Genomic DNA, 22,049 nt, shown 5'->3' with positions numbered 1-22,049 from the left:
AGGGCCTCCCCGGTCGGGCATGACGGGCATGGCGTACGCCCTGGGTTAGCGTCGTGCCATGTCAACCGTGCCGTACGAGATCGTGGACGTCTTCACCGACCGCCCGTTCGCGGGCAATCCGCTCGCCGTCGTCTTCGGCGCGGAGGCCCTGGGCGGTGACCAGATGCAGGCGCTGGCGCGCGAGTTCAACCTCTCGGAGACGGTGTTCGTGCTCCCGCCGACCGACATCGAGGCCACCTACCGGGCCCGGATCTTCACCCCGGAGACGGAGCTGCGGTTCGCCGGTCACCCGAGCGTCGGCGCGGCGGTGACATCGGTACGCCGGGGACTGGCGGCACCGGGGCGTCTCGTGCAGGAGTGCGGGGCGGGACTGCTGCCCATCGTGGTCACCGGCACGGGCGTGGCCACCCTGACCGGCGGCGAGCCCACGCTGGGCGCCGAGTTCACGCCCGCGGCGCTGCTGGAGCTGACCGGGCTCGCCGCCGACGACTTCGCCGGCGGCGCGGCCACCCCGTCCGCGGCGGGCTGTGGCCTCGAGTTCGTGTACCTCCCGGTCGAGCGCCGCGCGCTGGATCGCGCCTGGGCGGACCCGGGGCGCGCGGCGACCGCCGGGGTGTCGCAGATCAGCGTCTTCAGCTGGGACACCGACACCCGCACGGCGTACGCCCGCGTCTTCTGCCCGGGGGTGGCGGTGCCGGAGGACCCGGCGACCGGTTCGGCGGCGCTGGGGCTGGGGGTGTGGCTGGTCGCCAACGGGTGGCTGCCGGCCGACGGGACCACGGGCTACACCGTTCACCAGGGCCTGGAGATGCACCGGCCCTCGCTGCTGGAGTGCACGGTGACCGCGGAGTCGGGCGCTGCCGTGTCGGCGACGGTCGCGGGGCACGTGGTGGCGGTCGCGAAGGGGGAGATCTCGGTGCCGCCGTTCATCGGCTAGCCCTTTCGCGTACGTCCGGCGCTTATCGGCGTACGGTCAGCCCTTTTGCGTACGTCCGGCGCTTATCGGCGTACGGTCAGCGCTTTTGCGTACGGTCAGCGCTTCTTGCGTACGCGATGAAGGCGGAAGGGGCGACGGACCGGGACCGACGCCGGGGTTTCCCGTGGCGGAGCCGCGCCCGAGACCGCGGGCAAATCGGGCGCGGCCACCGGCGGGGTCTCCGCCGGGGTGAGCCGGACGACCGCACAGCCGGTCCCGGCCCACCTGGCCACCAGTTCCTCCGCGGTGCCGGAGGCGTTCAGGCGCTTGCCGGCCAGCTGCGGGGCGATCTCGTTCCAGGCGTCGGTGCCCGGCGCCAGCCGCTCCACCACCGCATCCACGATCACGATCAGTCCGCCGTTGTCGCCGCGCAGGCGGACCTGGGCGGTGGAGGCCTCGGCGAGCCCGGGCGCGGCCTGCTCGCCCGGGCCGCTGACGACGACGAGGGCGCCGTCCAGCGGCATGACCCACAGGCCGACGGCGGGCCGGTCGCCGACGCTGATCCAGGCGATGCCGGCCTTCTTGATCGCCTCGGTTACGAGCTCGGTCGTCACCCGGCCATCTTTGCAGCTGTGGGCCGGGGTTCCCGGTTCGGCCTCGCGTTCCGTCCGCCGGCTTCTCGGGCCGCGGCCCGCCTCAGTTGAGGGACGGGACGCGGTCGAGGAGGTCGACGATCGCCGACAGGGAGGACACGCTCGGGCCGGCGAAGTCCTCGTCGCGGTTGAACACGAGGTGGTCTGCGAGGTCGGGGGCGCTGAGGCGTACCGGGGTCATGCCGACCGCGGCCGCCCCGGTGAGTTCGCGGCTGCCGCCGTCGCCCACGTAGAGGCAGTCCTCCGGGGCCACCCGCAGGCGCCAGCAGGCCTCCAGGTACATCAGCGGGTCGGGCTTGCAGCGGCCGACCTCGACCGAGAACACGCTGACGTCCAGCAGCGGCGCGATCGGCATGCTCGGCAGGAAGGCGGGCAGCTCGTGAGTGCAGTCACTGATCACGGCCGTACGCAGCCCGCGGCGCTTCACCGCCGAGAGAACGCTCTCCGCGTCGGCCCGCAGCTGCGTGTCGGCCCGCAGGGCATCGACCCGCGCCGGTACGGCGGCCTGCAACTGAGCAGGTCGCGGGCTGCCTCCGGCCTGCTCGGTGACCCATCGTAGGGTGGCCTCGGCGGAGCCGAACTGGCCGCGGGCGCGCACCTCGAAGGTCCGGTCGAGGACGCTCAGGACGGCGTCGGGATCGCACCCGAGCGCCCGGGCGATCTCGGCATGCTGCGGCCCGCGCTTGACGGACCGCGTCAAAGTGCCGAAAAAGTCGAACAGCACCGCTTGGTACGCGGGCATGAAAAACCACTCTCCAGGGGCATTGACCGATGAACAACGGCGGTGAGCGTAACGACCGCCTCACTTTCCGCTCAACTGGGGTTCACAAACTGTGACGTGTTCATATGCAAGAAGCGACGGCGAGGGATGAATATGCGCTCAACACCCGCATACCTCGTCATCGGCGCCCTGGTCGTGGCAGTTGTGGCGGTTTCGTCCTCGGCCCCGCTGATCGCCTTCGCGGCGGCACCGGCCCTGGCGGTGGCGTTCTGGCGGAACGGGCTGGCGTTCGTCGCCCTGACCCCGATCAGCGCCGGCCCGCGCCGAGCCGAGGTCCGCACCCTCGCGAGCGTGGACGGCCTGTACTGCGTGCTGGCGGGCGTGGCGCTGGCAGCCCACTTCGCCACGTGGATGCCGAGCGTGCAGCTGGGCTCGGTGGCCACGGCCACGGCCCTGGTGGCGACGCAGCCGGTATGGCAGGGGCTGATCGCGGCGGCTTCGAGCCGGCTCCAGCGCGTACGGGCCGCGGCCGGTGTCTCCGGGGGTCAGGGGCTGTCGGCCCCGGCCGCTTCTTCCCGGGGCCAGGGACCGTCGGGCCTGCCAGGTGCCCCGGCCGGTTCTTCCGGGGTGACCGGGGCTGCGGCCGGTTCTTCCGAGGTGCCCAGGGATGTGGTCGGTTCTTCCGGGTCGTCGAACGGCGGCCGGTCGAGTCCGTCGCGGCTCGGGTGGGTGGGCATAGCGCTGGCCGTCGCCGGTGTCGGCTGGGCCACCGGGGTGGACATCGGCGTCTCGGCCCAAGCCGTGCTGGCGGACATCCTGGCGTTGCTGGGCGCGATGGCCGCCGCGGTCTACACCGCCTTCGGGGAACGGGCGCGCACCCGTTTCAGCACGACCACGTACACCTGGACCTGCTACGGAACCTGCGCGATCATCCTGCTGGTGGTGTGCCTGGCCGCCGGCGTACGCATGACGGGCTACGACGGCCGCACCTGGGCCGCGATCCTCGCCCTGGTGGTGGGCGCCCAACTCCTCGGCCACTCGATGTTCAACTACGCCCTCCACCACGTCTCGGCGACGACGGTGAGCGTGCTGATCCTGCTCGAGGTGCCGGGAGCGGCGCTGCTGGCCTGGGCATGGCTGGGCCAGACCCCCCGGCCGGCGGCCCTGCCGGGACTCGCGGTGCTGGTGGCGGGGGTCGCCGTGGTGATCCTGGCCAGCGCCCGCAACCGCACGAGCGGCACAACATCCGCATCGCTGGCGGACGCGGCCGACCCCGCTCCGAGCTGACGCCCTTTGGTCGGCCCTGCTCCGCGCTGACGTTATTGGCCTACCCCGCTCCGGGCTGATGCTCTCGGCTGTCCCCGGCCGTAGCTGACGCCTATCCGATCCGGAGGCCGCTGTTCCGATCCTGGGTCCGTTGTCGGACGGCGTCGGGCCCGGGCGCGCCTCGTTGAACCCTTGGCGAACTGCCGCCACGCGCGGTAGAGAGGGGGGATGCGATGCGCCGCTTTCGATGTCTGCTCGGTGGACTGCTGCTCGGGGCGGTGCTCATGACCGGCGCCTGCGACGAACCCGAGGTGACCACGGTCGGCCTCGTCGGCGGGTGGACCACGGCCGGATGTGAGTTTTCGCGTACGCCGGAAACCATGGACGTCGGCGACCGCACCCTGCCCGTGACCCCCGCACCGCTGGCCGCGGCGATGGCTCGCATCGACGCCGGAGGGCGCGCCGACCACGCCGCCAGCTATGCCGGCCTCGAGGTCGACCAGGAACGCGTACGCGCCATCGTCTACCGCGTTCCGTCCGCCGCGTTCGACGACTTCATCCGTCAGGCGGCCGACAACACCTGCATCTTCGTCCGCGACGCCGTTCACAGCCTCAAGGACCTCACCGCCTGGCAGGACCGCATCACCGCCGACCTCCCCGCCTGGCGCGCCCGAGACGTACGAATCTCCAGCATCTCGGCCCGCCACGACGGCGTGGGCGTCGAGGTCGGCACCCAGGACCTGGACCGAGCCCGCCGGCAACTACCCCGCCAGTACGGCCGCACCGCGCCGCTGATCTTCGTGGAGGAGGGCCCGGTGATCCCGATCCAGACCCCGGGCATCCCCACAGCCCCTCAGCCCGGCGGCTGACAGACCCGCCAGACGTTCGGCCACCGCTCAAGGACACCTGCCAGGCGTTCGGCCACCGCCCGATGACACCCGCCGAGCGTTCGGCCATCGCTCGATGACACCCGCCAGGCGTTTCGGTCACCGTTCGATGACACCCGCCAGGCGTTTCGGCCACCGCTCGAAGTTACCTGCCCCTGCGGTGGCCACGCCCAAGGCCTCGCGACCGGGATTGCTGTGCCCTCAGCTCCTCGCGTGCTCAAGACCCTCGCGCTCTAGCTGATCTCTCCTGCTCGGAGTGCTCGCAGTCAGATCCCTCGCGATCGTCCCGGTCAGAAGGTGCTGGTGCCCGAGTCGTCCGCGGCCAGGATCGCGACGAACACGATGGCGCCGATGATCGCTATTGCCGAGACCACCCAGCCGATGATGATTCCCGCCAGCGCCATTCCTCCGCCGCCCGTGCCCGAGCGTTTGATGCGCCGCCGGGCGACGTGGCCGAAGATCGCGCCGAGCACGCCGAGCAGGCCGCCGATCCACCAGCCGCAGAGGCCCGGGATCGCGATGAGGGAGATGACCAGGGACGCGACTGCCATGCCCTCGTTCGGGCGCGCTCCCGGCGGATACGGCGAATAGCCGTACGGGCTGCCGGGATTGCCGTAGTCGTATTGCGGTTGTGGGGGCGCGTACCCGTACGGATCAGGGGAGTTTGCGCTGTAGGGAAGTTGGGGTGCGTAGGGGTCCTGGGCCGGCGGCAGGGGATAGGCCTGAGGCGGTGCGTAAGCCTGAGGTGGCGCGTAGGGCTGGGGCGGGGAGTAGGCCTGCGGAGGCTGGTAGGCCTGCACGGGCGGATCGGGAGGGGGCGGCTGGCTGCCGTCCGGTCCGGGCGTCGGTGGATAGGTCAAGGGGGTCGCCTCCGTCCGGCGCATCTCGGTGAGCACCCAGGATAGAAGCCCGAGTCACCAGCCGTTGCCCCGCTGTGGACAACGAACCGCGCCGTTCGGCCGGTTGTGGACAACGCCTGGGGCGGGACCGGACGGCTGGGAAGAATGATCGGGACGAGTCGGCCGGACGGAGAAAGGAGACTCACGGAAATGCGCCACGTCTGAGTCGATGTTTGCCCCCCTGCGCGCGAACGGGCAGGATCGCCGCATGGTCTTCGACGCCCGTTCCGCCAGTGGTAGCCGGTCGAGGCGGGACGCCACGCGCCCCGCTGCGGGACGCCGGCCCCGGTCTGCCGCGCCCTCCGCCGAGTCTGAGCCGCTCACGGCGGATTCCGCGCCGGTGCCGATCGAGGATGCGGCGCCCGAGGGCGACGAGGCCCCCGTCACCCTGCGCCTGGACGGGAAGGTCGCCCTGGTCACGGGCGCGGGCAGCCCGGACGGCATCGGGTACGCGACCGCGCGCCGGCTGCGTGACCTCGGCGCCCGTGTGGCGATCGTCTCCACGACGCGGCGCATCCACGAACGGGCGACAGAGCTCGGCGTGACCGGCTTCGTCGCGGACCTCACCGACGAGGCGGAGGTCGGTGCCCTGGCCGACGCGATCGCGGACCAGCTCGGCGACGTCGAGGTCCTGGTCAACAACGCCGGCCTGGCGAGCCGCACCAGCCCGGAGGTGCTCCGGCCGGTCGCCCAGCTCACGTACGACGAATGGCGAGCGGAGATCGACCGGAACCTGAGCACGGCCTTCCTGTGCAGCCGGGCGTTCGTCGGCGGCATGTCGGAGCAGGGCTGGGGCCGCATCGTCAACCTCGCGGCGACGGCTGGCCCGATCAACGCCCTCCCGACCGAGGCGGCGTACGCCGCGGCGAAGGCGGGCGTGGTCGGCCTGACCCGCGCCCTCGCCATGGAGCTGGTGGCGGACGGCATCAACGTCAACTGTGTGGCCCCGGGAACGATCTACACGGCGGCGTCGACGGTGACCGAGATCAAGCAGGGCCTGGGTACGCCGATCGGCCGCCCCGGTACCCCGGACGAGGTGGCGGCGGCCATCGCCTTCCTGTGCTCGCCGGCTGCGTCGTACATCACGGGCCAGATGCTCGTGGTCGACGGCGGCAACAGCGTCCGCGAGGCCGAGTTCCGCTGACCCGCCGGCTCCGACCGGCGCTGCCGGTTCCGGTCGCACGGGTCGGCGCTGCCGGTCCCGGCCGCCCGGCTGGCGCTGCCGGTCCCGGCCGCCCGGCTGGCGCTGCCGGTCCCGGCCGCCCGGCTGGCGCTGCCGGTCCCGGCCGCCCGCCTGGCGCTGCCGATCCTGGCGGTCCGCCTGGCGCCGCTGGTCTCGGCCCGCCCGCCTGGCGCCGCTGGTCCTGGCGGTCCGACCTGGCGCCGCTGGGCTTGGCCGCGCGCCTGGCACCGTTGGTCCTGGCCGCGCGCCTGGCGCCGTTCGTTCGGGCCGCGCGGGCCGGACGGGAACTCCTGAGTTGATTGAGTTGCCGCACCCCTCACCCGGGGTGACCAGCGCGGCTTGTCGGCGAACCAGCCTCAGCCGCTGACGGCTGGCAGCCCGTGCCCGGTGGATCGGACGTCCACCGGGCGCCGTGCCTCAGTACGTCGTGGTGCCGCTGCTCGAGCCGATCGCGAAGATCACGACGACCACGTAGAACGCGCACAACACCAGTCCGATCGCCACGAAGATGTAGCTCAGCCAGAGGCCCGCGGTGGCCAGGCCCTCGCCGCTCTCGCCGGTGTTGCGGATCTGCTTCTTGGCGACGTGGCCCATGATCACGCCGGCCAGCGGGAACACGAAGGCGAACACGAGGCTGAGGATCGCCATCGTGTTGGTGGGTGCGGGCATCGGGGCATAGGGCTGCTGCGCGTACGGCTGACCGTAGCCGGGCTGCGCGTACTGCTGCTGACCGTAGGGCTGCCCGCTGGACGGAGCCCCGTACGGCGACTGCTGCCCGTACGGTTGCCCACTCGACGGCGCGCCGCTGGCCGGAGCCGCGTACGGGTCCTGCGAGTACGGGTCGTACGACGGCTGCTGTCCGTACGGCTGCTGCGGCTGATATGGGTCCGGCGTGCCACCGGGCGGTGGGTAAGTCATCAAGGTCCTCCTAGTTCACCCGGCACCGTACTAGTCGGCGAGAAGATCGGGGCACCCCGATACTGCGTGTTGAGCTGTCCCGCCGCATGTCACGGCTCGTACGCCACCCCCAGCATGCGCCACGGAGTAAAGCCCTGCGGCCCGGGTTCGGCTATTCGAGCGCCCCCGCGAGACCCGGGAGCGGCGCCACGACCGCGTCCAGCCGCCCGACCGCGGCGGGCGGCCCGATTGCGGCGGGCGGCCCGATTGCGGCGGGCGGCCCGATCGCGCCGGGCCGGGCCGATCGCGTCGGGCCGGGCGATCACGCGGATCCGGCCAATCACGCGGATCCGGCCAATCGGGTGGTCTTCCGGTGGTGCTGTCGGGTCTCTGAGGCTGATGGGCCACGTGACCCGATGCTGCTGACTGCTGACTGCTGACTGCTGACTGCTGACTGCTGACTGCTGACTGCCGGCGACCGCCGCCGGCCGCCGGGTGGTGGGGGCGGGCCCGGAGGGTCAGTGGAGCTTTGTCAGGTTTCCGACCGCGCGTTCGACGGCCAGGCAGCGGTCCTCGACGTAGTCCATGCCGGCCTCGGTGGCGATGCGGCGGGCCTCGGCTGAGATGATGCCGGTCTGGAGCCAGACGGCGGGGGCCTTGATCGCTGCGGCCTGGCGGACGATCTCGACGGCGTCGGCGGCCGGGCGGAAGATGTCGACCAGGTCGACGGGCTCGGGCAGGTCGGCCAGCGTCGGGACGGTCTTGACCCCGAACACCTCGTCGACGAACGGGTTGACCGGGATGATCTTCCAGCCGTGCCGCAGCATCTGGAGCGGTACGGAATGCGACGGCTTGCCGGGATCGCGGGACGCCCCGACGACCGCGATGACGTCGGCACTGGCCAGGATCTGCTGCGCACTTCTCATGCCTCGACTCTATCGACGCCGACCCGCACTGCCGGCAAAGAACTCCGGCCGGCGGGAGAGCGCACGGGCAAGCCGCGAACAGGGGCAGAAGCGGCAGGCGACAGGTCGCGGCCCGGCGGTGGAGACAGCAGTGTGAGAGATCGGAGTGGTGGGAGAGAGCGGAAGCGGCACGGGGAGTCGTGCTTGCGCGACGTCACAGAAGCGTGAGCTGTTGGGGCTCGGCGGCCGGCTCCTCCGCGCCCGTTTGCCGGGCTTCTCGGGGTTCGGCTCGGTGGAGGCCGTGACGGCGGGCTGCCAGGCGTACCCGGGCTCCGAGTTCGTTCTGGAAGGACTGGGGGAGGTAGGAGCCGCCGCCGAAGAGTTCTCTGTAGCGGGGGGCGAGTGACGGGTGTTCTCGGGTGAGCCAGGCTGCGTACCACTCGCGCGCGCCCGGGCGGAGGTGGAGGGCGAGGGGGGTCAGGCTGGTGGCGCCGGCGGCGGCGATGGCGGCGACCGTTTCGTCGATGGACTCGTCGGTGTCGGTGAGGCCGGGGAGGATCGGGGCCATCAGGACGCTCACGCGAAAGCCCGCGTTGGTCAGGCGGCGGATCGCGTCGAGGCGGCGGCGAGGGCTGGGGGTGCCGGGCTCCACCGAGCGCCAGGTCGTCTCGTCGAGGAAGCCGACCGAGTAGGACAGTCCCACCCGGGTCACCGCGGCGGCCTGCCGGAGCAGGTCGAGGTCGCGGAGGATCAGGGTGCCCTTGGTGAGGATGGAGAAGGGGTTGGCGAAGTCGCGCAGCGCCGCGAGGATCTGCGGCATCAACCGGTAGCGTCCCTCGGCGCGCTGGTAGACGTCCACGTTGGTGCCCATCGCGATGGGGGCGCCGGACCAGCGGGGGGAGGCCAGCTCGCGGCGGACCAGCTCGCCCGCGTTGACCTTGACGACCACCTTGGAGTCGAAGTCGTGGCCGGCGTCGAGGTCCAGGTAGGTGTGGGTGTTGCGGGCGAAGCAGTTGTGGCTGACCACACCGTCCGCGATGAAGTCGCCGGTGCCGGTGGTGATGTCGAACAGCGGGAGGGTGAGGCCGAGCTCCTCGATGTCGGCGACCGTCAGGTGGGCGTCGCTGCGCACGCCGACCCCGGAGGCGTCCAGGGGCGCGTCGCTGACGCCGGTGAGGTGCCGGAACCGGAGGGCGGCCCACAGGTCGCGGACCACCTCCACCGAGTGGACGCCGCCGAGCTGGGGATGGGGCGGGCGGCGGCTGGGCAGGCCGAGGTGCGTCAGGGCTTGCGTCACGCGGTCGAGGAAGCCCTGGTCGCGGCCGGAGAAGACGATGGCGAGCCGATCGGCGGAGCCGGTCGAGCCGAAGGCGCCGGCGAGGAAGCCGCGGCACCACGCGTCGGACGGCGTCTCCGGCCAGCGCAGCGCCTCGTGCATGGGGATGTCCTCGAGGTAGCCGTCCGCGCGGATCCAGGCGTCGCCCTCGCGCGGGTCGGCCGTGGGAGCGGCGCCCGCATCGCCGCGGATGAGCCCGCACAGGTAGCCGGTCTTGTAGTCGGGGGACTCCTTCGGCGGGTCGGCGAAGTGGCCCACGCCGGCCATGAGGTCGCCGACGGCGAGGGCGGGGAGGTGCGGCTCGGCGGGGCTCACGTGCCGCCAGCCGCGGTCGGTCAGGAAGCGGTGGTCCCCGCTCGACACCAGCCGGGTGCCGTCGGCGAGGGTGACGCGGTAGGCGGGTTTCGACGTCGACCAGTGGTTCAGGACCGTGGTCGGCACGTATCGCCGGTGCGGGCCGGCGCCCATGGTGCCGAGAATCGCGTCGCCGACCTTGAGCTGGGAGAGCGGCCGCGTCGACCCGTCGGCCAGCAGGATCGGGGTGTCGCCGCCGAGACAGTACGAGCAGGCGTGGGAACAGCCGCGGTAGGGGTTGATGGTCCACTGGAACGGCACGCGGGACGCCCCCGGCACCCGGTTGATGATCGACTTCGCCCGGATCTCGTAGAACGTCATGCCGGCGAAGCCCGGGGTGTCGAACGTGCGGACGGTCGCCCCGGGCAGCGCCAGCGGCAGGGGTGAGGCCGCCGGCGCTGCGTCCAGGAGCGCGTCGTCGCCGGCCGGGGCCGACAGGTGAGACCATCGCATGGCGAAGATTCGAACACATGTACGAGTCCGCTGTCCACCCGGTTCACCCGGAGGTCGATCTGCCGGGGCCCGGAACGCCGAAGCGCCGCGGATCGGGTGATCCGCGGCGCTTCGGGCGTCGGTCGGTCAATGGTTGTGGGCGGCGAGCTGCTTGCGCACGTCGTCCATGTCGAGCTTCTCGACCTGCTCGATCAGCGACTCGAGCGCCGACTCCGGCAGGGCGCCGGGCTGCGAGAAGACGATGACGCCGTCGCGGACGGCCATGATCGTCGGGATCGAGCGGATGTCGAACTTCGCGGCCAGCTCCTGCTGGGCCTCGGTGTCGACCTTGCCGAAGGTGATCTCGGTGTGCTTCTCCGAGGAGCGCTCGTACGTCGGGGCGAAGCGCACACACGGCCCGCACCAGCTTGCCCAGAAGTCGACCAGCACGATGCCGTCCTTGCCGGTCACCTCGTCGAAGTTCTCTGCGGTCAGCGTCACGGTCGCCATGATCTCTCCGTCCACGGGAATGGGGATACGTCGCTTGCAACCGATGGTCCACCTCGACAATTCCCCTGCCAAGGCTGCGTGACACGTGGCCTGCCCCACCATCCCGCACCCGGCCGGCGAACGCACGGCGCCTGATCGTAACCCATTGTAGGGAGAGCGCTCTCAGTTGTTACGAGAAGTCGTCGGTCCGCTTTGTGGCGAATCGGCCCTGGTCCTGGCCGCCTCGGCAGCTTGATAACGGTCAGGTAACCGGTTCCGGAAATAGGCAACAAAGTTAAATGTGACCTGGGTCACTTTAGCAATCCCTTCACATGGATACGGACGGTAAGGCAGACTCTTCCCCAACAGAGCGTGGGCGGCGGGTGCCGGGGAGGGCCCCGCCGCTCATTGCGTCTCCTGTCGGATGAGATCCGCGGGCCGTGACCGCAACCGGCCGAGATGCGCCGCGAGACACGCAAACGACGATCTCCGAAGAGGCGCTGCCCGGTCGGCAGCCGGCGAGGCCCGGCGGTTACCGTCCTGCACCATGGCGCCCGATGAACCGGTCACGGTGGATGAGCCGCAGGTCGAGGTGGGCGTGGGTCCCTGGCCCGGCCCGTGGCCCGACGACGAACGCTACGACCCCGAGCTTCTCGAGCGGGGCGACCGCCGCAACGTCGTCGACCGCTACCGCTACTGGCGTCGCGAGGCGGTCGTCGAGGACCTCGACCGGCGGCGGCACGGCTTTCACGTCGCGATCGAGAACTGGCAGCACGACTTCAACATCGGCACCGTCGTCCGCAACGCCAACGCCTTCCTCGCCGCCGAGGTGCACATCGTGGGGCTCCGCCGGTGGAACCGCCGGGGCGCCATGGTCACCGACCGGTACCAGCACGTGCGGCATCACCCGACGATCGAGGAGTTCGCCGGCTGGGCGCGGGGCGCGGGCCTGCCGATCATCGGCATCGACAACCTGCCGGGGTCGCGGCCGATGGAGACGGTCACCCTTCCGCGAGAATGCATTCTGATCTTCGGGCAGGAGGGTCCCGGGCTCTCCGACGCCGCCCGCGCTGCGTGCAGCGAGCTCTTCTCGATCGCCCAGTACGGGTCCACGCGCTCGATCAACGCGGGCGTGGCGAGCGGCATCGCCATGCATTCCTGGGTACGCGCACACGCCGGGCCGCCGCCGGACTGAGTGCAGACGTGCCGGCGCCGCCTCCCGGCGTGCTTCATCCGCGCGGGTTCCGCCGATCCGCTTGACGGGCGCCCCGCCGACCAGCACCTTAAGAGGGTGGGTGTCACGGTGAGTTGCCCCCGTTGTGCTGCGCAGGTCCGGCCGCCGGACCTGATGCACAGCGCATGGCGCTGCGACAACTGTGGCGACGTCCACCCGTTCCACGTGGCGGACCACATCGGGCCGGAGATCCTCGAGAGCGCCCTGCGCCAGCCCGCCCCCTCCGTCGAGCACATGCCCGTCTGGTGCCCCTGGCCGCTTCCGCCCGGGTGGATGGTGACCGGTGTCGGGTGGGCCGGCGACGACCGTTCCGGCGTACGGGCAACGGCTCTTTCGTGCAGTGGCCCGGACCCCCTCGGCGGTGGCCCGGCGGACCTGATTCTCATCGCTGAGCAGCCCGGGGTCGGCCTCGGTACGCGGTTCGCGGGCATCCCGGGCATCGATCCCGGTTACCTGATCGCGGAGGCGCTCGGCGACGGCAGCGGGCGGGCGGGGCCCCACGCGAAGGTCAAGGCGTGCGGGCATCCGACTCCACTGTGGTGCGTCAAGTCCCCGGAGGACCGAAGTGCCTATGTGAGTGAAGCCAAAGGAATGTGGCTCTATGCGGTAGCGTGGCCGGCAAGCGCGGGTTACTTCCTCGCCGAGCATGTCGTGCTGCACGACCTGTCCGACGGGATTCCGCCCGAGCTGATGTACGGAGCGCCGTCGCCCTACCTGCATGGCCGGGTCTGATCACAGCCGGTGGCATCACGCGGGAACGGTATCGGCTTTTCGGACACATTGTTCACACACAGCAGTCGAACTGATACCGTGAGTGTTGCTGCGGCGTCGACCGTACCCGCAACGGAGGAGCAGGCCCGCCATGATCAAGAAGGTACTCACCTGGCTTGGCATCGCATTCTTGATCTTCTTCATTGCGTTCAACCCGAACTCGGCCGCGGCCGTCTTCGAGTCGCTCGGTTCCACGATCGGCGACATTGCCCGCGGTTTCGGAACCTTCTTCACCAACCTCGTCGCTTAACATCGGCGCATGGGTCCTGGTGAGCCGCGGCAACCTGATGGTGAGGGTGCACGTCGCCCTCGGGACGACGACGACACCTTCGGGTACAACGATCCCGCGTTCCGCGACGACGGCCCGGCATATGCCCGCGGCAAGGCGTCGGCGAGCGGTCCCGGGTTCAATCCGGACGCCGGCTACTCGCCCGAGGCCGGCTACTCGGCCAGCGCGGGCTACGGCGACGACTACGACACCCGTGAACAGGAGCGCTACCGCGATCCCGGCGAGTATCAAGCTCCCGTCTTCACCGAGGAGGAGCTCCAGGGGCTCGGCGGCGACGGCGGCGGTGGTGTCCCGGGTGGACCGCGACGGGTGCTCCCGCTCGAGGACGAGCCGACCACACTGGTCTCCCGCTACCTGTTCCCGACCGAGCGCTACCGCGGCGAGTGGAAGCGGCACTGGATCCACCTCTCCACGCCCCTGCTGATCGGCATCGGCGCCACGCTGCTGCTCGGCTACCTCGCGGGCTTCCTCACCCGGCAGAACATCGACGGCCTGGTCACGGCCGCCGTCCTGATCTGGCTCGGCGTGATGGGATGGGTCGCCTGGAAGGTCGGCGACTGGTATTTCGACCGCTTCATCCTGACCAACAAGCGGGTGATGGTCGTCAACGGCATCATCACCCGCAAGGTCGCGATGATGCCCCTGCTCCGGGTCACCGACATGAAGTACGAGCAGACCGCGCTCGGCCGCATGCTGAGCTACGGCACGTTCGTCCTCGAGTCGGCCGGCCAGGACCAGGCGCTGCGCGAGGTCAAGCACCTGCCGAACCCGAACGAGCTCTACCTGCGGGTCGTGGAGGAGATGTACGAGCCGCAGGCGGTCGAGGCGCGGCTGGGCAAGGACGGCGACGCGGGCGACGACGCCTGACGTCCGGATCAACGTCCGGCGCCCACCCGGGTAGCGTCTCCGGGTGACCAGAATCGACCTGCACTGCCACTCGACCGCCAGCGACGGCACCCTGACCCCCGCCGAACTGGTCCGTGCCGGGGCGGCGGCGGGTCTTGACGTGATGGCGATCACAGACCACGACACCACCGGCGGATGGGACGCGGCCGCGGCGGCGCGGCCCGGCAACCTCACTCTGGTACGCGGCGCCGAGCTGTCCTGCCGCTGGTTCGGAGTGGACCCTCCGATCGCGTTGCACCTGCTCGCGTACCTGTTCGATCCGGCGGAGCCGCGTCTCGCCGCCGACCTCGCCCGGCTGCGCAGCGACCGCGAGCAGCGCGCCGAGCGGATCGTCGAGCTGCTGCGCGCGGACGGCGTGGACATCAGCTGGCCCGAGGTCAGCGGCTATGCGGCGGGCGGCTCGGTCGGGCGCCCGCACATCGCCCAGGCGCTGATCAGGGCGGGACTCGTGCGGACGACCGACGAGGCCTTCGCCTCCCGCTGGCTGGGCGCGCGCTACTTCGTACCCAAGGCCGATCTTGATGTTTTCGAAGCGGTGCGGGCGGTGCGCGAAGCCGGCGGCGTCACCGTCTTCGCCCACCCCAACGCCACCGTGCGGGGGCGGATCGTGCCGGACGAGCTGATCGTGGAGCTCGCCGAGGCGGGCCTCTTCGGACTCGAGGCCGACCACGAGGACCACACGCCGCGGCAGCGGGCCCACGTGCGCGCGCTCGCCGAGGAGCTCGGCCTCGTCGTCACGGGATCCTCCGACTTCCACGGCACCCACAAGACCGTCCGGCTCGGTGCTTTCACGACAGACCCTTCCGCGTACGGGAAAATCGTGTCCGCCGCCACCGGAGTGCCCGTCCTGGGGTGACGGTCCTCGCAGTTCAGAGCGCATCACCGGCGCGCGCCCTAAGTTGAGCGCGTGGATCTGAAGCTGTTCGGTGAGGTCTTCGTGACCCTCCTGGTGATCGTCGACCCCCCGGGCATGGTGCCCGTCTTCCTGGCCCTGACCGGCACGCTGCCGACCAGGGAACGGACCCGTGCGGGCACGCAGGCGGTGCTGCTCGCGCTCGGTGTGATCGTCGTGTTCGCGGTGGCCGGGCAGACCCTGCTCGACTATCTGCACGTCCAGCTGCCCGCGCTGCAGGGTGCGGGCGGCCTGCTCCTGGTGCTGGTGGCGTTGCAGCTGCTCACGGGCAAGACGGACGAGCCGTCGGAGCAGGGCGGAACGACCAATGTGGCGCTGGTCCCGATCGGCACCCCGCTGCTCGCCGGTCCCGGCGCGATCGTCGCGACGATGCTGTTCGTGCAGCGTGCCGACGGTGCCACCGATTACACGGTGATCGGCCTGGCGATTCTCGGGGTCATGGCCACGGTGTGGCTGGTGCTGCGGTTCTCCGGCGGGCTCGTCAAGTTGCTCCGGCCGGCCGGCATCGAGGTGCTGACCAGAATCGCCGGCCTGCTGCTCGCGGCCATCGCGGTGCAGCTCATCGCCGATGCGGTGGCCGCCTTCGTCGAGCTGTACGCGGCGGCCGGCTGAACCCGTGACCGATTTTGTCGGGGGGTCCTGGCAGGATTGAGCCGTGCCCAGGACCTCGCCGCGATCCGCCGCCGTACCCGAACAGTTGGGGTTCGCCGGCATGCCCGAGCGCCTCTTCGTCTGCACGCCGAGCAAGCTCGGCACCTACCTCGACTGCCCGCGGCGATATCGCTACAGCTACGTCGACCGGCCCAGCCCCCAGAAGGGCCCGCCCTGGGCGCACAACTCGCTCGGCGCGAGCGTGCACACCGCCCTGAAGAACTGGTACGCCCTGCCGGCCGCCCGCCGCGGCACGGAAGCCCTGCCCACGCTGCTCAAATCGACGTGGGTGCGGGAGGGCTACCGCGACGTCGACCAGGAGCGCGTCACCTACCGCAAGGCGCTCGGCTGGCTCGACACGTATGTGGCCGGCCTCGACCCCGAGCAGGAGCCCCTCGGCGTGGAGCGCGTGGTGGCGACCAAGACGGCCGTGCTCGCGTTCAACGGGCGCGCGGACCGCATCGACGCCCGCGACGGCGAGGCCGTGATCGTCGACTACAAGACCGGACGGACCGGGCTGGACGCGGACGACGCCCGCGGGTCGCAGGCCCTGGCTCTCTATGCGTACGCGGCGGCGCGGGTGTTCCGGCGCCCGTGCCGCCGGGTGGAGCTGCACCACCTGCCCAGCGGCACCGTGGCGGCGCACGAGCACACCGAGGAGTCGCTCGCCCGGCAGGTGACGCGGGCCGAGGACGCCGCCCGCGACATCATGGCGGCGGAGAAGGCGGTGGCCGCCGGAGCGGACGCGGACGAGGAGTTCCCGACCAACCCGGGGTCGCTGTGCGGGTGGTGCGACTTCCGGCGTTCGTGTCCCGCCGGGGCGGAGGTGCATGGTAAGGAGCCGTGGGCGGCGGTCGAGCACCTGGAGCGGGCTGAGTAGCGACCGGGTCTCCCTGCCGGCAGGCCGTCTTGGGTCGGCTGGCCGTCTTGGGTCGGCGGGTCGGCTTGGGCGGGTCGGCTTGTCGGGGCTGGCTTTTGCGTGGCCGGGGGCTTGGAGGGTTATGCGAGGCCGGCGCGTTCGAGGGCTTCGCGGCGCATCGGTGCCACTCGGTAGCGGGCGGGGACGGCGGCGAGGGCGGCCTTGATGAGCAGACGGATGCCGCGTACGGAAAGGTCGGCGGACTTGTCGGTGGTCTGCCAGCCGAGACCGCCGTACATCTTGCGGGCCCACGGCGGGAGCAGCGCGACGGCCGTGGTGGCGATGCCGAAATAGGCCCAGCGCGCCGGGCCGAGGGTCAGGCCGAGGCGCAGCGGGCGGCTGCCCCACGACTCCGGCACCGGCGGCACGGTCAGGAAGAAGGCCGTCTCCGCGCTGTCCCTGGTCAGGCCCAGCCGCGGCCGCATCGCCGCGAAGTAGTCCGCGACCTCGGCGGCCGACGCCGGGACCGTGGCGGGGGCGATCCCGACGAGTTCCGCGGCACGGACCTGCTCCGCGTAGTAGCGGTCGACCTCGTCGTCGGTGAGCTCCAGGCCCGCTCGGCGGGCCGTGGTCAGGAAGGACTCCACCTCCGCCACGTGCACCCAGAGCAGGAGCTCGGGCTCGTCGACGCGGAACGTCTCACCCGTACGCGGATCGGTTGCCGTCATCCGGGCGTGCAGCCGCCGGATCCGGCTCGCCGCCCGCTCGGCCTCGGCCGTGGTGCCGTAGAGGATCGTCCCCACATACTCGGAGGTGCGCTCGAGACGTCCCCACGGGTCGGTGCGGTATCCGGAATTCTGGGCGATCGCCGCGACGGCACGGGGATGCAGCGCCTGGAGGTAGAGCGAGCGCAGGCCGCCCAGCGTGACGATGGGCTCCTTGTGCACTTTCCAGGTGACCGAGTCGGGACCGAACAGGCCGAGGTCGACGGCGGAGGTCATGACCCCAGCCTGCCACGGCGGAGGCGAATTTGAACAGGTTCAGAGTTTGCGGCCGGACTCCGCGCGACCTCGGCGGGCCGATCAGGCGGCGCGGTCGACGCGGCGGGCCTGCTGGCAGGACGAGCACAGCCCCCAGAATGTGACTTCCGCCTCGTCCACCTCGAAGCCGTGGCCGATGCCGGAGTCGAGGCACGGGCGCTCGCCGACCACGCAGTCCACATCCTCGATCGAGCCGCAGCCGCGGCAGACGAGGTGATGATGGTTGTCGCCGACGCGCGCCTCGAAGCGCGCCGGGCTGCCCGCCGGCTCGATGCGCCGGGCCAGGCCCGCGCGGGACAGGGCGCCGAGCACGTCGTACACGGCCTGGGTGGAGACCGAGTCGAGCCGGTCGCGGACCTGCCGGGTGATCTCGTCCACCTCGAGGTGGCCGCCGCGGGTCAGCACGTCGAGCACCGCCAGCCGTGGACGGGTGACGCGCAGGCCCCGGCTGCGCAGCAGCTCCTCGGCGGTCGGCATCTCACCATGACAGCACGCCGGACCGCCCTGCTCAACCTGATGCTTCCCCGGCTGGGGCCCGGGGCCGGGGTGGGCGTAACGGTGAACCGGATCGGTCCGGTGGGCGTAAGCGCGGGCAGGGGATGTTCTTGGCGCGCCGGAGCCTTAGGCTTGCGCCCGAGATTGTTTAACGTTCAAGGAGGCCGACCGTGTTCGACCAGATAAACGGCATGCCCGTCCACGCGCTCGTGCTGCACGCGGCGGTCGTGTTCGTGCCGCTGCTGGCGCTGCTGGCCATCGTGTACGCGGTCGTGCCCCGCTGGCGGCCCAAGGTCGGCTGGGCGGCCGTCCTCATGGCGATCGCGGCCCCGGTCTCGGCGTTCGCGGCCATGGAGTCGGGCGAGAAGCTGCGCGACCGCCTCGTGGCGAGCGGCATGGCCGGCCCGCCGCTCGAGAAGATCAACGACCACCAGGGCTTCGGTACGTTCACCTTCTACTTCTCGCTGGCGCTGGGCATCGTGACCCTGATCGCGGTCTTCCTGACGCTCCGCTCCACGGCCCGCCCTCTGCCGCGGGCGGCCGGCGTGTTGCTCGCCGTACTGATGGTGGCGCTCGCGGCGGTTTCCGGCTATTACGTCTTCAGGACCGGTGACTCGGGCGCCCAGGCGGTGTGGGGCACCACGTCCTGACGAGCAGCCGTTCCGGCCGCCGTGTGGGGTGGCGGCCGGAACGGTGGGTTTTTGGTGCGCCCACCGACCGCAATGGGGGTGAGCTCCTTGCGCGTCGCCCTGGGAGCTTCTCGCGCGTTGCCTTGGGGGTGAGCTTCTTGCGTGCTTCGGCTCGGCTTGCGTCGGCGCCAGCAGGGCGCGGCGGTCTTCGGCTCGGCTCGGCTTGCGCCGGCGCCCCCGGGGCGCGGTGGTCGCCTGCATGGCCTGCGCCCACGCCGGGCACCGGCGAGGTGCCCGAAGGAAGCCGGTCAGAAGAGGGCGCGGGCGCAGAGCAGGCACATGAGGATCAGGGCGATCGCCCCGGCGACCAGGCCCACGCCGTAGGTCATCGTCCGGGCGGTGCCCTCCGACTCGTCCAGCGCGTCGAAGTCCTGGGGTGGCAGGGCGCGCGGTGGCGGTGGCTCCGACACGACCGGCGGACGCCAGAGCGGCGAGGCGGGAGCCATCGGCGGAGGCCCCTCGTATGCCGGCCGGGGGTCGGGGGCCGGCGCGGGACGATCCGCGCCGAACTGCTCGCCCCCCGAATCGGGGCGCTGCCAGTACGCGTCGTCGTCTGATCCGGTCGGGGCGCTCACGTTCATCGACGCTACATCTATCGGGTGCCGACAGCGCGCGCGACGCGGCCTACCCTCATAGCGTGGACATCCTTGACGAACCCGACCGCGACGCCGACGCCGAGCGCACCGTGGACTTCGAGTCCGAGGAGACGCCGCTCCTGCCGGAGCAGACGCGCGACGACACCGAGCGGGGCTGGGGCTACAGCGGACGCGAGGACTCGAACGACGATCGCCTCCTGGAGGACCGTCCGCCGCACTGGGGGTAGTGCGCGGAGCGCTGCCCTCGTTGGGAGGTGCTACCGGGTCTCGCTCGGGGCGTCTTTCGTCCTCAGCGTCAGCCGGCTCCCGGGCGTCTTCCGGGCTCAGCGCCCGCCGGTGCGCGGCGCGTTTCTTCCATCTCTCGGCGGAGCGGGATTGCTCGGTCATGCTCACGGCGGGGCTGGGCTGCTCGGCCATGCTCACGGCGGAGCTGAGCTGCCTGGCCATGCCCGCGGCGGAGCTAAGCTGCCTGGCCAATCTCACGGCGGAGCTGGGCTGCTCGGCCAATCCCACGGCGGGGCTAGGCTGCTTGGCCATGCTCGCGGCGGAGCTGGGCTGCTTGGCCGATCTCACGGCGGGGCTAGGCTCCCTGGCCATTCTCATGGCGGGGCTGGGCTGTCCGGGCGGATGACCACTACGTAGCCGTCCGCGGTGTGCCTGACCGTCTCCTGCGCTGCTGCCGGCGTGAGCGCCAGGAGGAGGCCGCCCGTGAGCGGATCCTCTATGCCTGTCACCTCCAGGACCAGTGCGTCCCGAGCTACCGGCGCTGAATCCGAGCCCGCGCGGAAGAGGTCGACCCGGTTTCCCGCGTGCACCAGGCGTAGGGCTGCGGGCTCGCTCAGTCGTACCGGAACCCCGACCGTGCCCGGCGGGCCGGCCGGCCGCAGAGAGGTGCCGGCAGACGGTTCGGGGTTCTGCGGCGTGGAGGACGACCCGGTGGTCCCGCCCTGGTCGGCGGGGACGCCCGCGGAAGGGCCGATGGCCGGATCTCGCCCGGGGGTGAGGGCGGGGGGCTCGCCGGCAGGCTGGTCTCGCCCGGGGGTGAGGGCCGGGGTCTCGTCGGCGGGCTGGTTGGTTGTGCCTGGACGGGACACGAGGGGTGGTCCGTCGCGCGGTGGTGTGGACTGCGGCGGGGTGCAGGTCGCCGGGCCGGACCACAGGAGCATCGCCGCGGCTGCCAACAGGCCTGCCACCGTCGTCGCGCGTAGGAGCGCCCGGCCACCGGGTCGGCGCCTGCGCACCGGGTCGAGGGTCGTTCGGGTTGTCTTTCGTGCTCGAGTCAGCCGCACGCCGTGAAGCTAGGCGTTCTGCGGTTCGAGGGTGGGGCGGCCTGTGGATAACCGCGCGTTGTGGATAACCCGCGAGAAGCCGGGCCCGCCCGATAGAAAGGACGGGCCCGTTCGGCGTGCTTGATCGAGCGGCCCGGACGGCCGCAGATGCGCTCGGCTCACGCAGAGCTCCGGGGCGGCCAGGTCGGCGCCACGACGGTCGGCCAGGGTTGCCCAGCTGGGCTTACTCGGCCGAGACGGGCGGCCCCGACCCAACTTCGGCCGGTCGGATGGCCGGTCGGCCTGGGAAGCCGGTCGGTCGGGAGGGCAGGGGTCAGGAGGACGTCGTGGCCGTGGTGGAGGACGACGTCGAGGTGGAAGAGGAGGTGGTCGCCGGTGCCGGGGTGCTGGTCGGCTTGGTCGACGAGTCCGACTTGCCGTCCGACGACGAGGTCGTTGTGGCGGGGGTCGTCGCCGGCTTGTCCGTGCTTCCGTTGGCCGGGCGCGAGTCCGTGCGGTAGAAGCCGGAGCCCTTGAAGACGATGCCCACCGAGTTGAAGACCTTGCGGAGCTTGCCGCTGCATGCCGGGCACTCCGTCAGGGCCGGGTCCGAAAAAGACTGCACCCTCTCGAGCTGCTCCCCGCACTCGGTGCATGCGTACTGGTACGTGGGCACTGGTCCTCCGCGTCGATACTCGATGGCTTGGCACTCGAAGTCTACGAGTGCCAATGCTCCGTCATCGGAGTTTATTTCGTCCAGTCGGGTGCCGCGCTGAGGCCCTCGGTAGGTGTGATCGCCGCCCGTACGCGCTGGTCGTGGGGCTCTGCCGGCACCTCGTCCAGAAGTTCGCCGTCGTGGAGCAGGGCGACGGTGAACGCCGCGGGGGAGACGCGCTGGAGGGCGCGGTCGTAGGAGCCGCCGCCCCGGCCCATGCGTACGCCGCGGCGGTCGACGGCCAGTGCCGGGACCACGACGAGGTCGGCTTCTGCGATCGCTGACGTGCCGAGGCGGGGGCCGGCCGGCTCCAGCAACGCGCGTGGGCCGGGGCGCAGGGATTCGGGCCCGTCGTATCGGGACCAGTCGAGGTCGCCGTCGGGGAGGAGGACGGGCAGGAGCAGAGCGGAGGCGGGGGCGGCACGGCGCAGGGCCTCGGGGAGGTTCCGGCCGCCGGGTTCGGCGCCCAGCGGGACATAGGCGGCAATCACTTTCGGTGACTGGAGGCGTACGCGGGTGTTGAGGGTGGATTGGACTGCTTCGGCCGCTTCGGCGAGCGCTCCAGGGGTCAGACATTTACGCGCAGCGAGTAGGCAAGTGCGTAGAGCAACCTTGGCGGCTCGCGAGCTTTCCGCATCACGGGTGAAATCGGGCATGCAACACCCCCTTTGTAAAACCGGCAAAC

The 22,049-nt window shown here is 71.4% G+C and carries 25 protein-coding genes; 13 read left to right on the top strand and 12 right to left on the bottom strand.

Features of this window, described 5'->3' with window-relative positions; all coding sequences use genetic code 11:
• Nucleotides 1-58: 58 nt before the first annotated feature.
• Entirely contained in the window at nt 59-937 is an 879-nt protein-coding gene (locus tag CLV70_RS19210; RefSeq protein WP_106127889.1) for a PhzF family phenazine biosynthesis protein, read from the top strand.
• A 95-nt stretch (nt 938-1,032) separates the two neighbouring features.
• Here CLV70_RS19210 and CLV70_RS19205 read toward each other — a convergent pair whose 3' ends face one another.
• Nucleotides 1,033-1,530, bottom strand: a complete 498-nt coding sequence (locus CLV70_RS19205; RefSeq protein WP_106127888.1) for a hypothetical protein — start codon at nt 1,528-1,530, stop codon at nt 1,033-1,035.
• 82 nt (nt 1,531-1,612) lie between these two features.
• Nucleotides 1,613-2,311 (bottom strand): HAD family hydrolase, encoded by a 699-nt coding sequence (locus CLV70_RS19200; protein WP_106127887.1) that lies wholly within the window; start codon nt 2,309-2,311, stop codon nt 1,613-1,615.
• A gap of 126 nt (nt 2,312-2,437) precedes the next feature.
• On the opposite strand from CLV70_RS19200, the gene CLV70_RS19195 reads away from it, so the two are divergent.
• Together CLV70_RS19195 and CLV70_RS19190 are read left to right on the top strand one after the other, a co-directional pair.
• Nucleotides 2,438-3,577: a DMT family transporter gene (locus tag CLV70_RS19195; RefSeq protein WP_106127886.1), complete on the top strand. Its 1,140-nt coding sequence runs from the start codon at nt 2,438-2,440 to the stop codon at nt 3,575-3,577.
• Between the two features lie 212 nt (nt 3,578-3,789).
• The gene (locus CLV70_RS19190; protein WP_106127885.1) at nt 3,790-4,425 is read left to right on the top strand and encodes a hypothetical protein; all 636 of its coding nucleotides are present in this window, start codon (nt 3,790-3,792) and stop codon (nt 4,423-4,425) included.
• Nucleotides 4,426-4,733: 308 nt separating this feature from the next.
• Here CLV70_RS19190 and CLV70_RS19185 read toward each other — a convergent pair whose 3' ends face one another.
• A complete protein-coding gene (locus CLV70_RS19185; protein WP_106127884.1) occupies nt 4,734-4,994 on the bottom strand; it encodes a DUF4190 domain-containing protein in 261 nt (86 codons plus the stop codon).
• Nucleotides 4,995-5,550: 556 nt separating this feature from the next.
• Here CLV70_RS19185 and CLV70_RS19180 point away from each other — a divergent pair.
• Nucleotides 5,551-6,486 (top strand): SDR family NAD(P)-dependent oxidoreductase, encoded by a 936-nt coding sequence (locus CLV70_RS19180; RefSeq protein WP_106127883.1) that lies wholly within the window; start codon nt 5,551-5,553, stop codon nt 6,484-6,486.
• A gap of 456 nt (nt 6,487-6,942) precedes the next feature.
• Here CLV70_RS19180 and CLV70_RS41740 read toward each other — a convergent pair whose 3' ends face one another.
• From CLV70_RS41740 to trxA, 4 genes are all read right to left on the bottom strand, one after another.
• A complete protein-coding gene (locus CLV70_RS41740; RefSeq protein WP_106127882.1) occupies nt 6,943-7,443 on the bottom strand; it encodes a DUF4190 domain-containing protein in 501 nt (166 codons plus the stop codon).
• 497 nt (nt 7,444-7,940) lie between these two features.
• A complete protein-coding gene (locus CLV70_RS19170; protein WP_106127881.1) occupies nt 7,941-8,348 on the bottom strand; it encodes a CoA-binding protein in 408 nt (135 codons plus the stop codon).
• Nucleotides 8,349-8,541: 193 nt separating this feature from the next.
• A complete protein-coding gene (locus CLV70_RS19165; protein ID WP_106127880.1) occupies nt 8,542-10,470 on the bottom strand; it encodes an intein-containing Rv2578c family radical SAM protein in 1,929 nt (642 codons plus the stop codon).
• A 126-nt stretch (nt 10,471-10,596) separates the two neighbouring features.
• Nucleotides 10,597-10,959: a thioredoxin gene (gene trxA, locus CLV70_RS19160; RefSeq protein ID WP_106127965.1), complete on the bottom strand. Its 363-nt coding sequence runs from the start codon at nt 10,957-10,959 to the stop codon at nt 10,597-10,599.
• Between the two features lie 526 nt (nt 10,960-11,485).
• Between trxA and CLV70_RS19155 the strand changes: the two genes are divergently transcribed.
• From CLV70_RS19155 to CLV70_RS19130, 7 genes are all read left to right on the top strand, one after another.
• Nucleotides 11,486-12,133, top strand: coding sequence for a TrmH family RNA methyltransferase (locus CLV70_RS19155; RefSeq protein WP_425440185.1), 648 nt, complete (start codon nt 11,486-11,488; stop codon nt 12,131-12,133).
• A gap of 96 nt (nt 12,134-12,229) precedes the next feature.
• Nucleotides 12,230-12,904 (top strand): DUF6758 family protein, encoded by a 675-nt coding sequence (locus CLV70_RS19150; protein WP_342750377.1) that lies wholly within the window; start codon nt 12,230-12,232, stop codon nt 12,902-12,904.
• A 130-nt stretch (nt 12,905-13,034) separates the two neighbouring features.
• The gene (locus CLV70_RS40145) at nt 13,035-13,193 is read left to right on the top strand and encodes a hypothetical protein (protein WP_023562582.1); all 159 of its coding nucleotides are present in this window, start codon (nt 13,035-13,037) and stop codon (nt 13,191-13,193) included.
• Between the two features lie 9 nt (nt 13,194-13,202).
• Nucleotides 13,203-14,099, top strand: a complete 897-nt coding sequence (locus tag CLV70_RS19145; protein WP_106127879.1) for a PH domain-containing protein — start codon at nt 13,203-13,205, stop codon at nt 14,097-14,099.
• A 43-nt stretch (nt 14,100-14,142) separates the two neighbouring features.
• Nucleotides 14,143-14,994, top strand: coding sequence for a PHP domain-containing protein (locus CLV70_RS19140; RefSeq protein ID WP_106127878.1), 852 nt, complete (start codon nt 14,143-14,145; stop codon nt 14,992-14,994).
• Between the two features lie 51 nt (nt 14,995-15,045).
• A complete protein-coding gene (locus CLV70_RS19135; RefSeq protein WP_106127877.1) occupies nt 15,046-15,663 on the top strand; it encodes a MarC family protein in 618 nt (205 codons plus the stop codon).
• A 100-nt stretch (nt 15,664-15,763) separates the two neighbouring features.
• Nucleotides 15,764-16,582, top strand: coding sequence for a RecB family exonuclease (locus CLV70_RS19130; RefSeq protein WP_106127962.1), 819 nt, complete (start codon nt 15,764-15,766; stop codon nt 16,580-16,582).
• Between the two features lie 119 nt (nt 16,583-16,701).
• On the opposite strand, the gene CLV70_RS19125 is transcribed toward CLV70_RS19130, so the two are convergent.
• The gene (locus CLV70_RS19125) at nt 16,702-17,562 is read right to left on the bottom strand and encodes an oxygenase MpaB family protein (RefSeq protein ID WP_106127876.1); all 861 of its coding nucleotides are present in this window, start codon (nt 17,560-17,562) and stop codon (nt 16,702-16,704) included.
• Between the two features lie 81 nt (nt 17,563-17,643).
• Entirely contained in the window at nt 17,644-18,078 is a 435-nt protein-coding gene (locus CLV70_RS19120; protein ID WP_106127875.1) for a Fur family transcriptional regulator, read from the bottom strand.
• Between the two features lie 188 nt (nt 18,079-18,266).
• Between CLV70_RS19120 and CLV70_RS19115 the strand changes: the two genes are divergently transcribed.
• Nucleotides 18,267-18,746 (top strand): DUF2231 domain-containing protein, encoded by a 480-nt coding sequence (locus CLV70_RS19115; protein ID WP_106127874.1) that lies wholly within the window; start codon nt 18,267-18,269, stop codon nt 18,744-18,746.
• A gap of 287 nt (nt 18,747-19,033) precedes the next feature.
• Here CLV70_RS19115 and CLV70_RS19110 read toward each other — a convergent pair whose 3' ends face one another.
• Complete coding sequence (locus CLV70_RS19110) at nt 19,034-19,366, bottom strand: translation initiation factor 2 (protein WP_106127873.1); 333 nt, start codon at nt 19,364-19,366, stop codon at nt 19,034-19,036.
• A gap of 56 nt (nt 19,367-19,422) precedes the next feature.
• Here CLV70_RS19110 and CLV70_RS19105 point away from each other — a divergent pair, with 56 nt between their 5' ends.
• Complete coding sequence (locus tag CLV70_RS19105) at nt 19,423-19,608, top strand: hypothetical protein (protein ID WP_106127872.1); 186 nt, start codon at nt 19,423-19,425, stop codon at nt 19,606-19,608.
• 1,375 nt (nt 19,609-20,983) lie between these two features.
• Here the strand turns inward: CLV70_RS19105 and CLV70_RS19095 are convergent.
• Both CLV70_RS19095 and CLV70_RS19090 read right to left on the bottom strand, forming a co-directional pair.
• On the bottom strand, nt 20,984-21,325 hold the full coding sequence (locus tag CLV70_RS19095) for an FmdB family zinc ribbon protein (protein ID WP_106127870.1): 342 nt from the start codon (nt 21,323-21,325) through the stop codon (nt 20,984-20,986).
• A gap of 71 nt (nt 21,326-21,396) precedes the next feature.
• Nucleotides 21,397-22,020 carry a 5-formyltetrahydrofolate cyclo-ligase gene (locus CLV70_RS19090; protein ID WP_106127869.1) on the bottom strand — a complete coding sequence of 208 codons (624 nt, stop codon included), beginning with the start codon at nt 22,018-22,020 and terminating at the stop codon, nt 21,397-21,399.
• Nucleotides 22,021-22,049 lie beyond the last annotated feature (29 nt).

Source organism: Pseudosporangium ferrugineum (assembly GCF_003002065.1).
Classification (GTDB): domain Bacteria; phylum Actinomycetota; class Actinomycetes; order Mycobacteriales; family Micromonosporaceae; genus Actinoplanes; species Actinoplanes ferrugineus_A.
The sequence above is the reverse complement of the archived record's forward strand: the minus strand, read 5'-3'. Positions and strand labels throughout refer to the sequence as shown.

Coding starts and splice junctions, on each gene's coding strand:
- CLV70_RS19185 (WP_106127884.1), bottom strand. CDS start 4,994: ATGGCAGTCGCGTCCCTGGTCATCTCCCTCATCGCGATCCCGGGCCTC.
- CLV70_RS19155 (WP_425440185.1), top strand. CDS start 11,486: ATGGCGCCCGATGAACCGGTCACGGTGGATGAGCCGCAGGTCGAGGTG.
- CLV70_RS19200 (WP_106127887.1), bottom strand. CDS start 2,311: ATGCCCGCGTACCAAGCGGTGCTGTTCGACTTTTTCGGCACTTTGACG.
- CLV70_RS19110 (WP_106127873.1), bottom strand. CDS start 19,366: ATGAACGTGAGCGCCCCGACCGGATCAGACGACGACGCGTACTGGCAG.
- CLV70_RS19195 (WP_106127886.1), top strand. CDS start 2,438: ATGAATATGCGCTCAACACCCGCATACCTCGTCATCGGCGCCCTGGTC.
- CLV70_RS19165 (WP_106127880.1), bottom strand. CDS start 10,470: ATGCGATGGTCTCACCTGTCGGCCCCGGCCGGCGACGACGCGCTCCTG.
- CLV70_RS41740 (WP_106127882.1), bottom strand. CDS start 7,443: ATGACTTACCCACCGCCCGGTGGCACGCCGGACCCATATCAGCCGCAG.
- CLV70_RS19130 (WP_106127962.1), top strand. CDS start 15,764: ATGCCCGAGCGCCTCTTCGTCTGCACGCCGAGCAAGCTCGGCACCTAC.
- CLV70_RS19210 (WP_106127889.1), top strand. CDS start 59: ATGTCAACCGTGCCGTACGAGATCGTGGACGTCTTCACCGACCGCCCG.
- CLV70_RS40145 (WP_023562582.1), top strand. CDS start 13,035: ATGATCAAGAAGGTACTCACCTGGCTTGGCATCGCATTCTTGATCTTC.
- CLV70_RS19125 (WP_106127876.1), bottom strand. CDS start 17,562: ATGACCTCCGCCGTCGACCTCGGCCTGTTCGGTCCCGACTCGGTCACC.
- CLV70_RS19145 (WP_106127879.1), top strand. CDS start 13,203: ATGGGTCCTGGTGAGCCGCGGCAACCTGATGGTGAGGGTGCACGTCGC.
- CLV70_RS19120 (WP_106127875.1), bottom strand. CDS start 18,078: ATGCCGACCGCCGAGGAGCTGCTGCGCAGCCGGGGCCTGCGCGTCACC.
- CLV70_RS19190 (WP_106127885.1), top strand. CDS start 3,790: ATGCGCCGCTTTCGATGTCTGCTCGGTGGACTGCTGCTCGGGGCGGTG.
- CLV70_RS19180 (WP_106127883.1), top strand. CDS start 5,551: ATGGTCTTCGACGCCCGTTCCGCCAGTGGTAGCCGGTCGAGGCGGGAC.
- CLV70_RS19170 (WP_106127881.1), bottom strand. CDS start 8,348: ATGAGAAGTGCGCAGCAGATCCTGGCCAGTGCCGACGTCATCGCGGTC.
- CLV70_RS19090 (WP_106127869.1), bottom strand. CDS start 22,020: ATGCCCGATTTCACCCGTGATGCGGAAAGCTCGCGAGCCGCCAAGGTT.
- trxA (WP_106127965.1), bottom strand. CDS start 10,959: ATGGCGACCGTGACGCTGACCGCAGAGAACTTCGACGAGGTGACCGGC.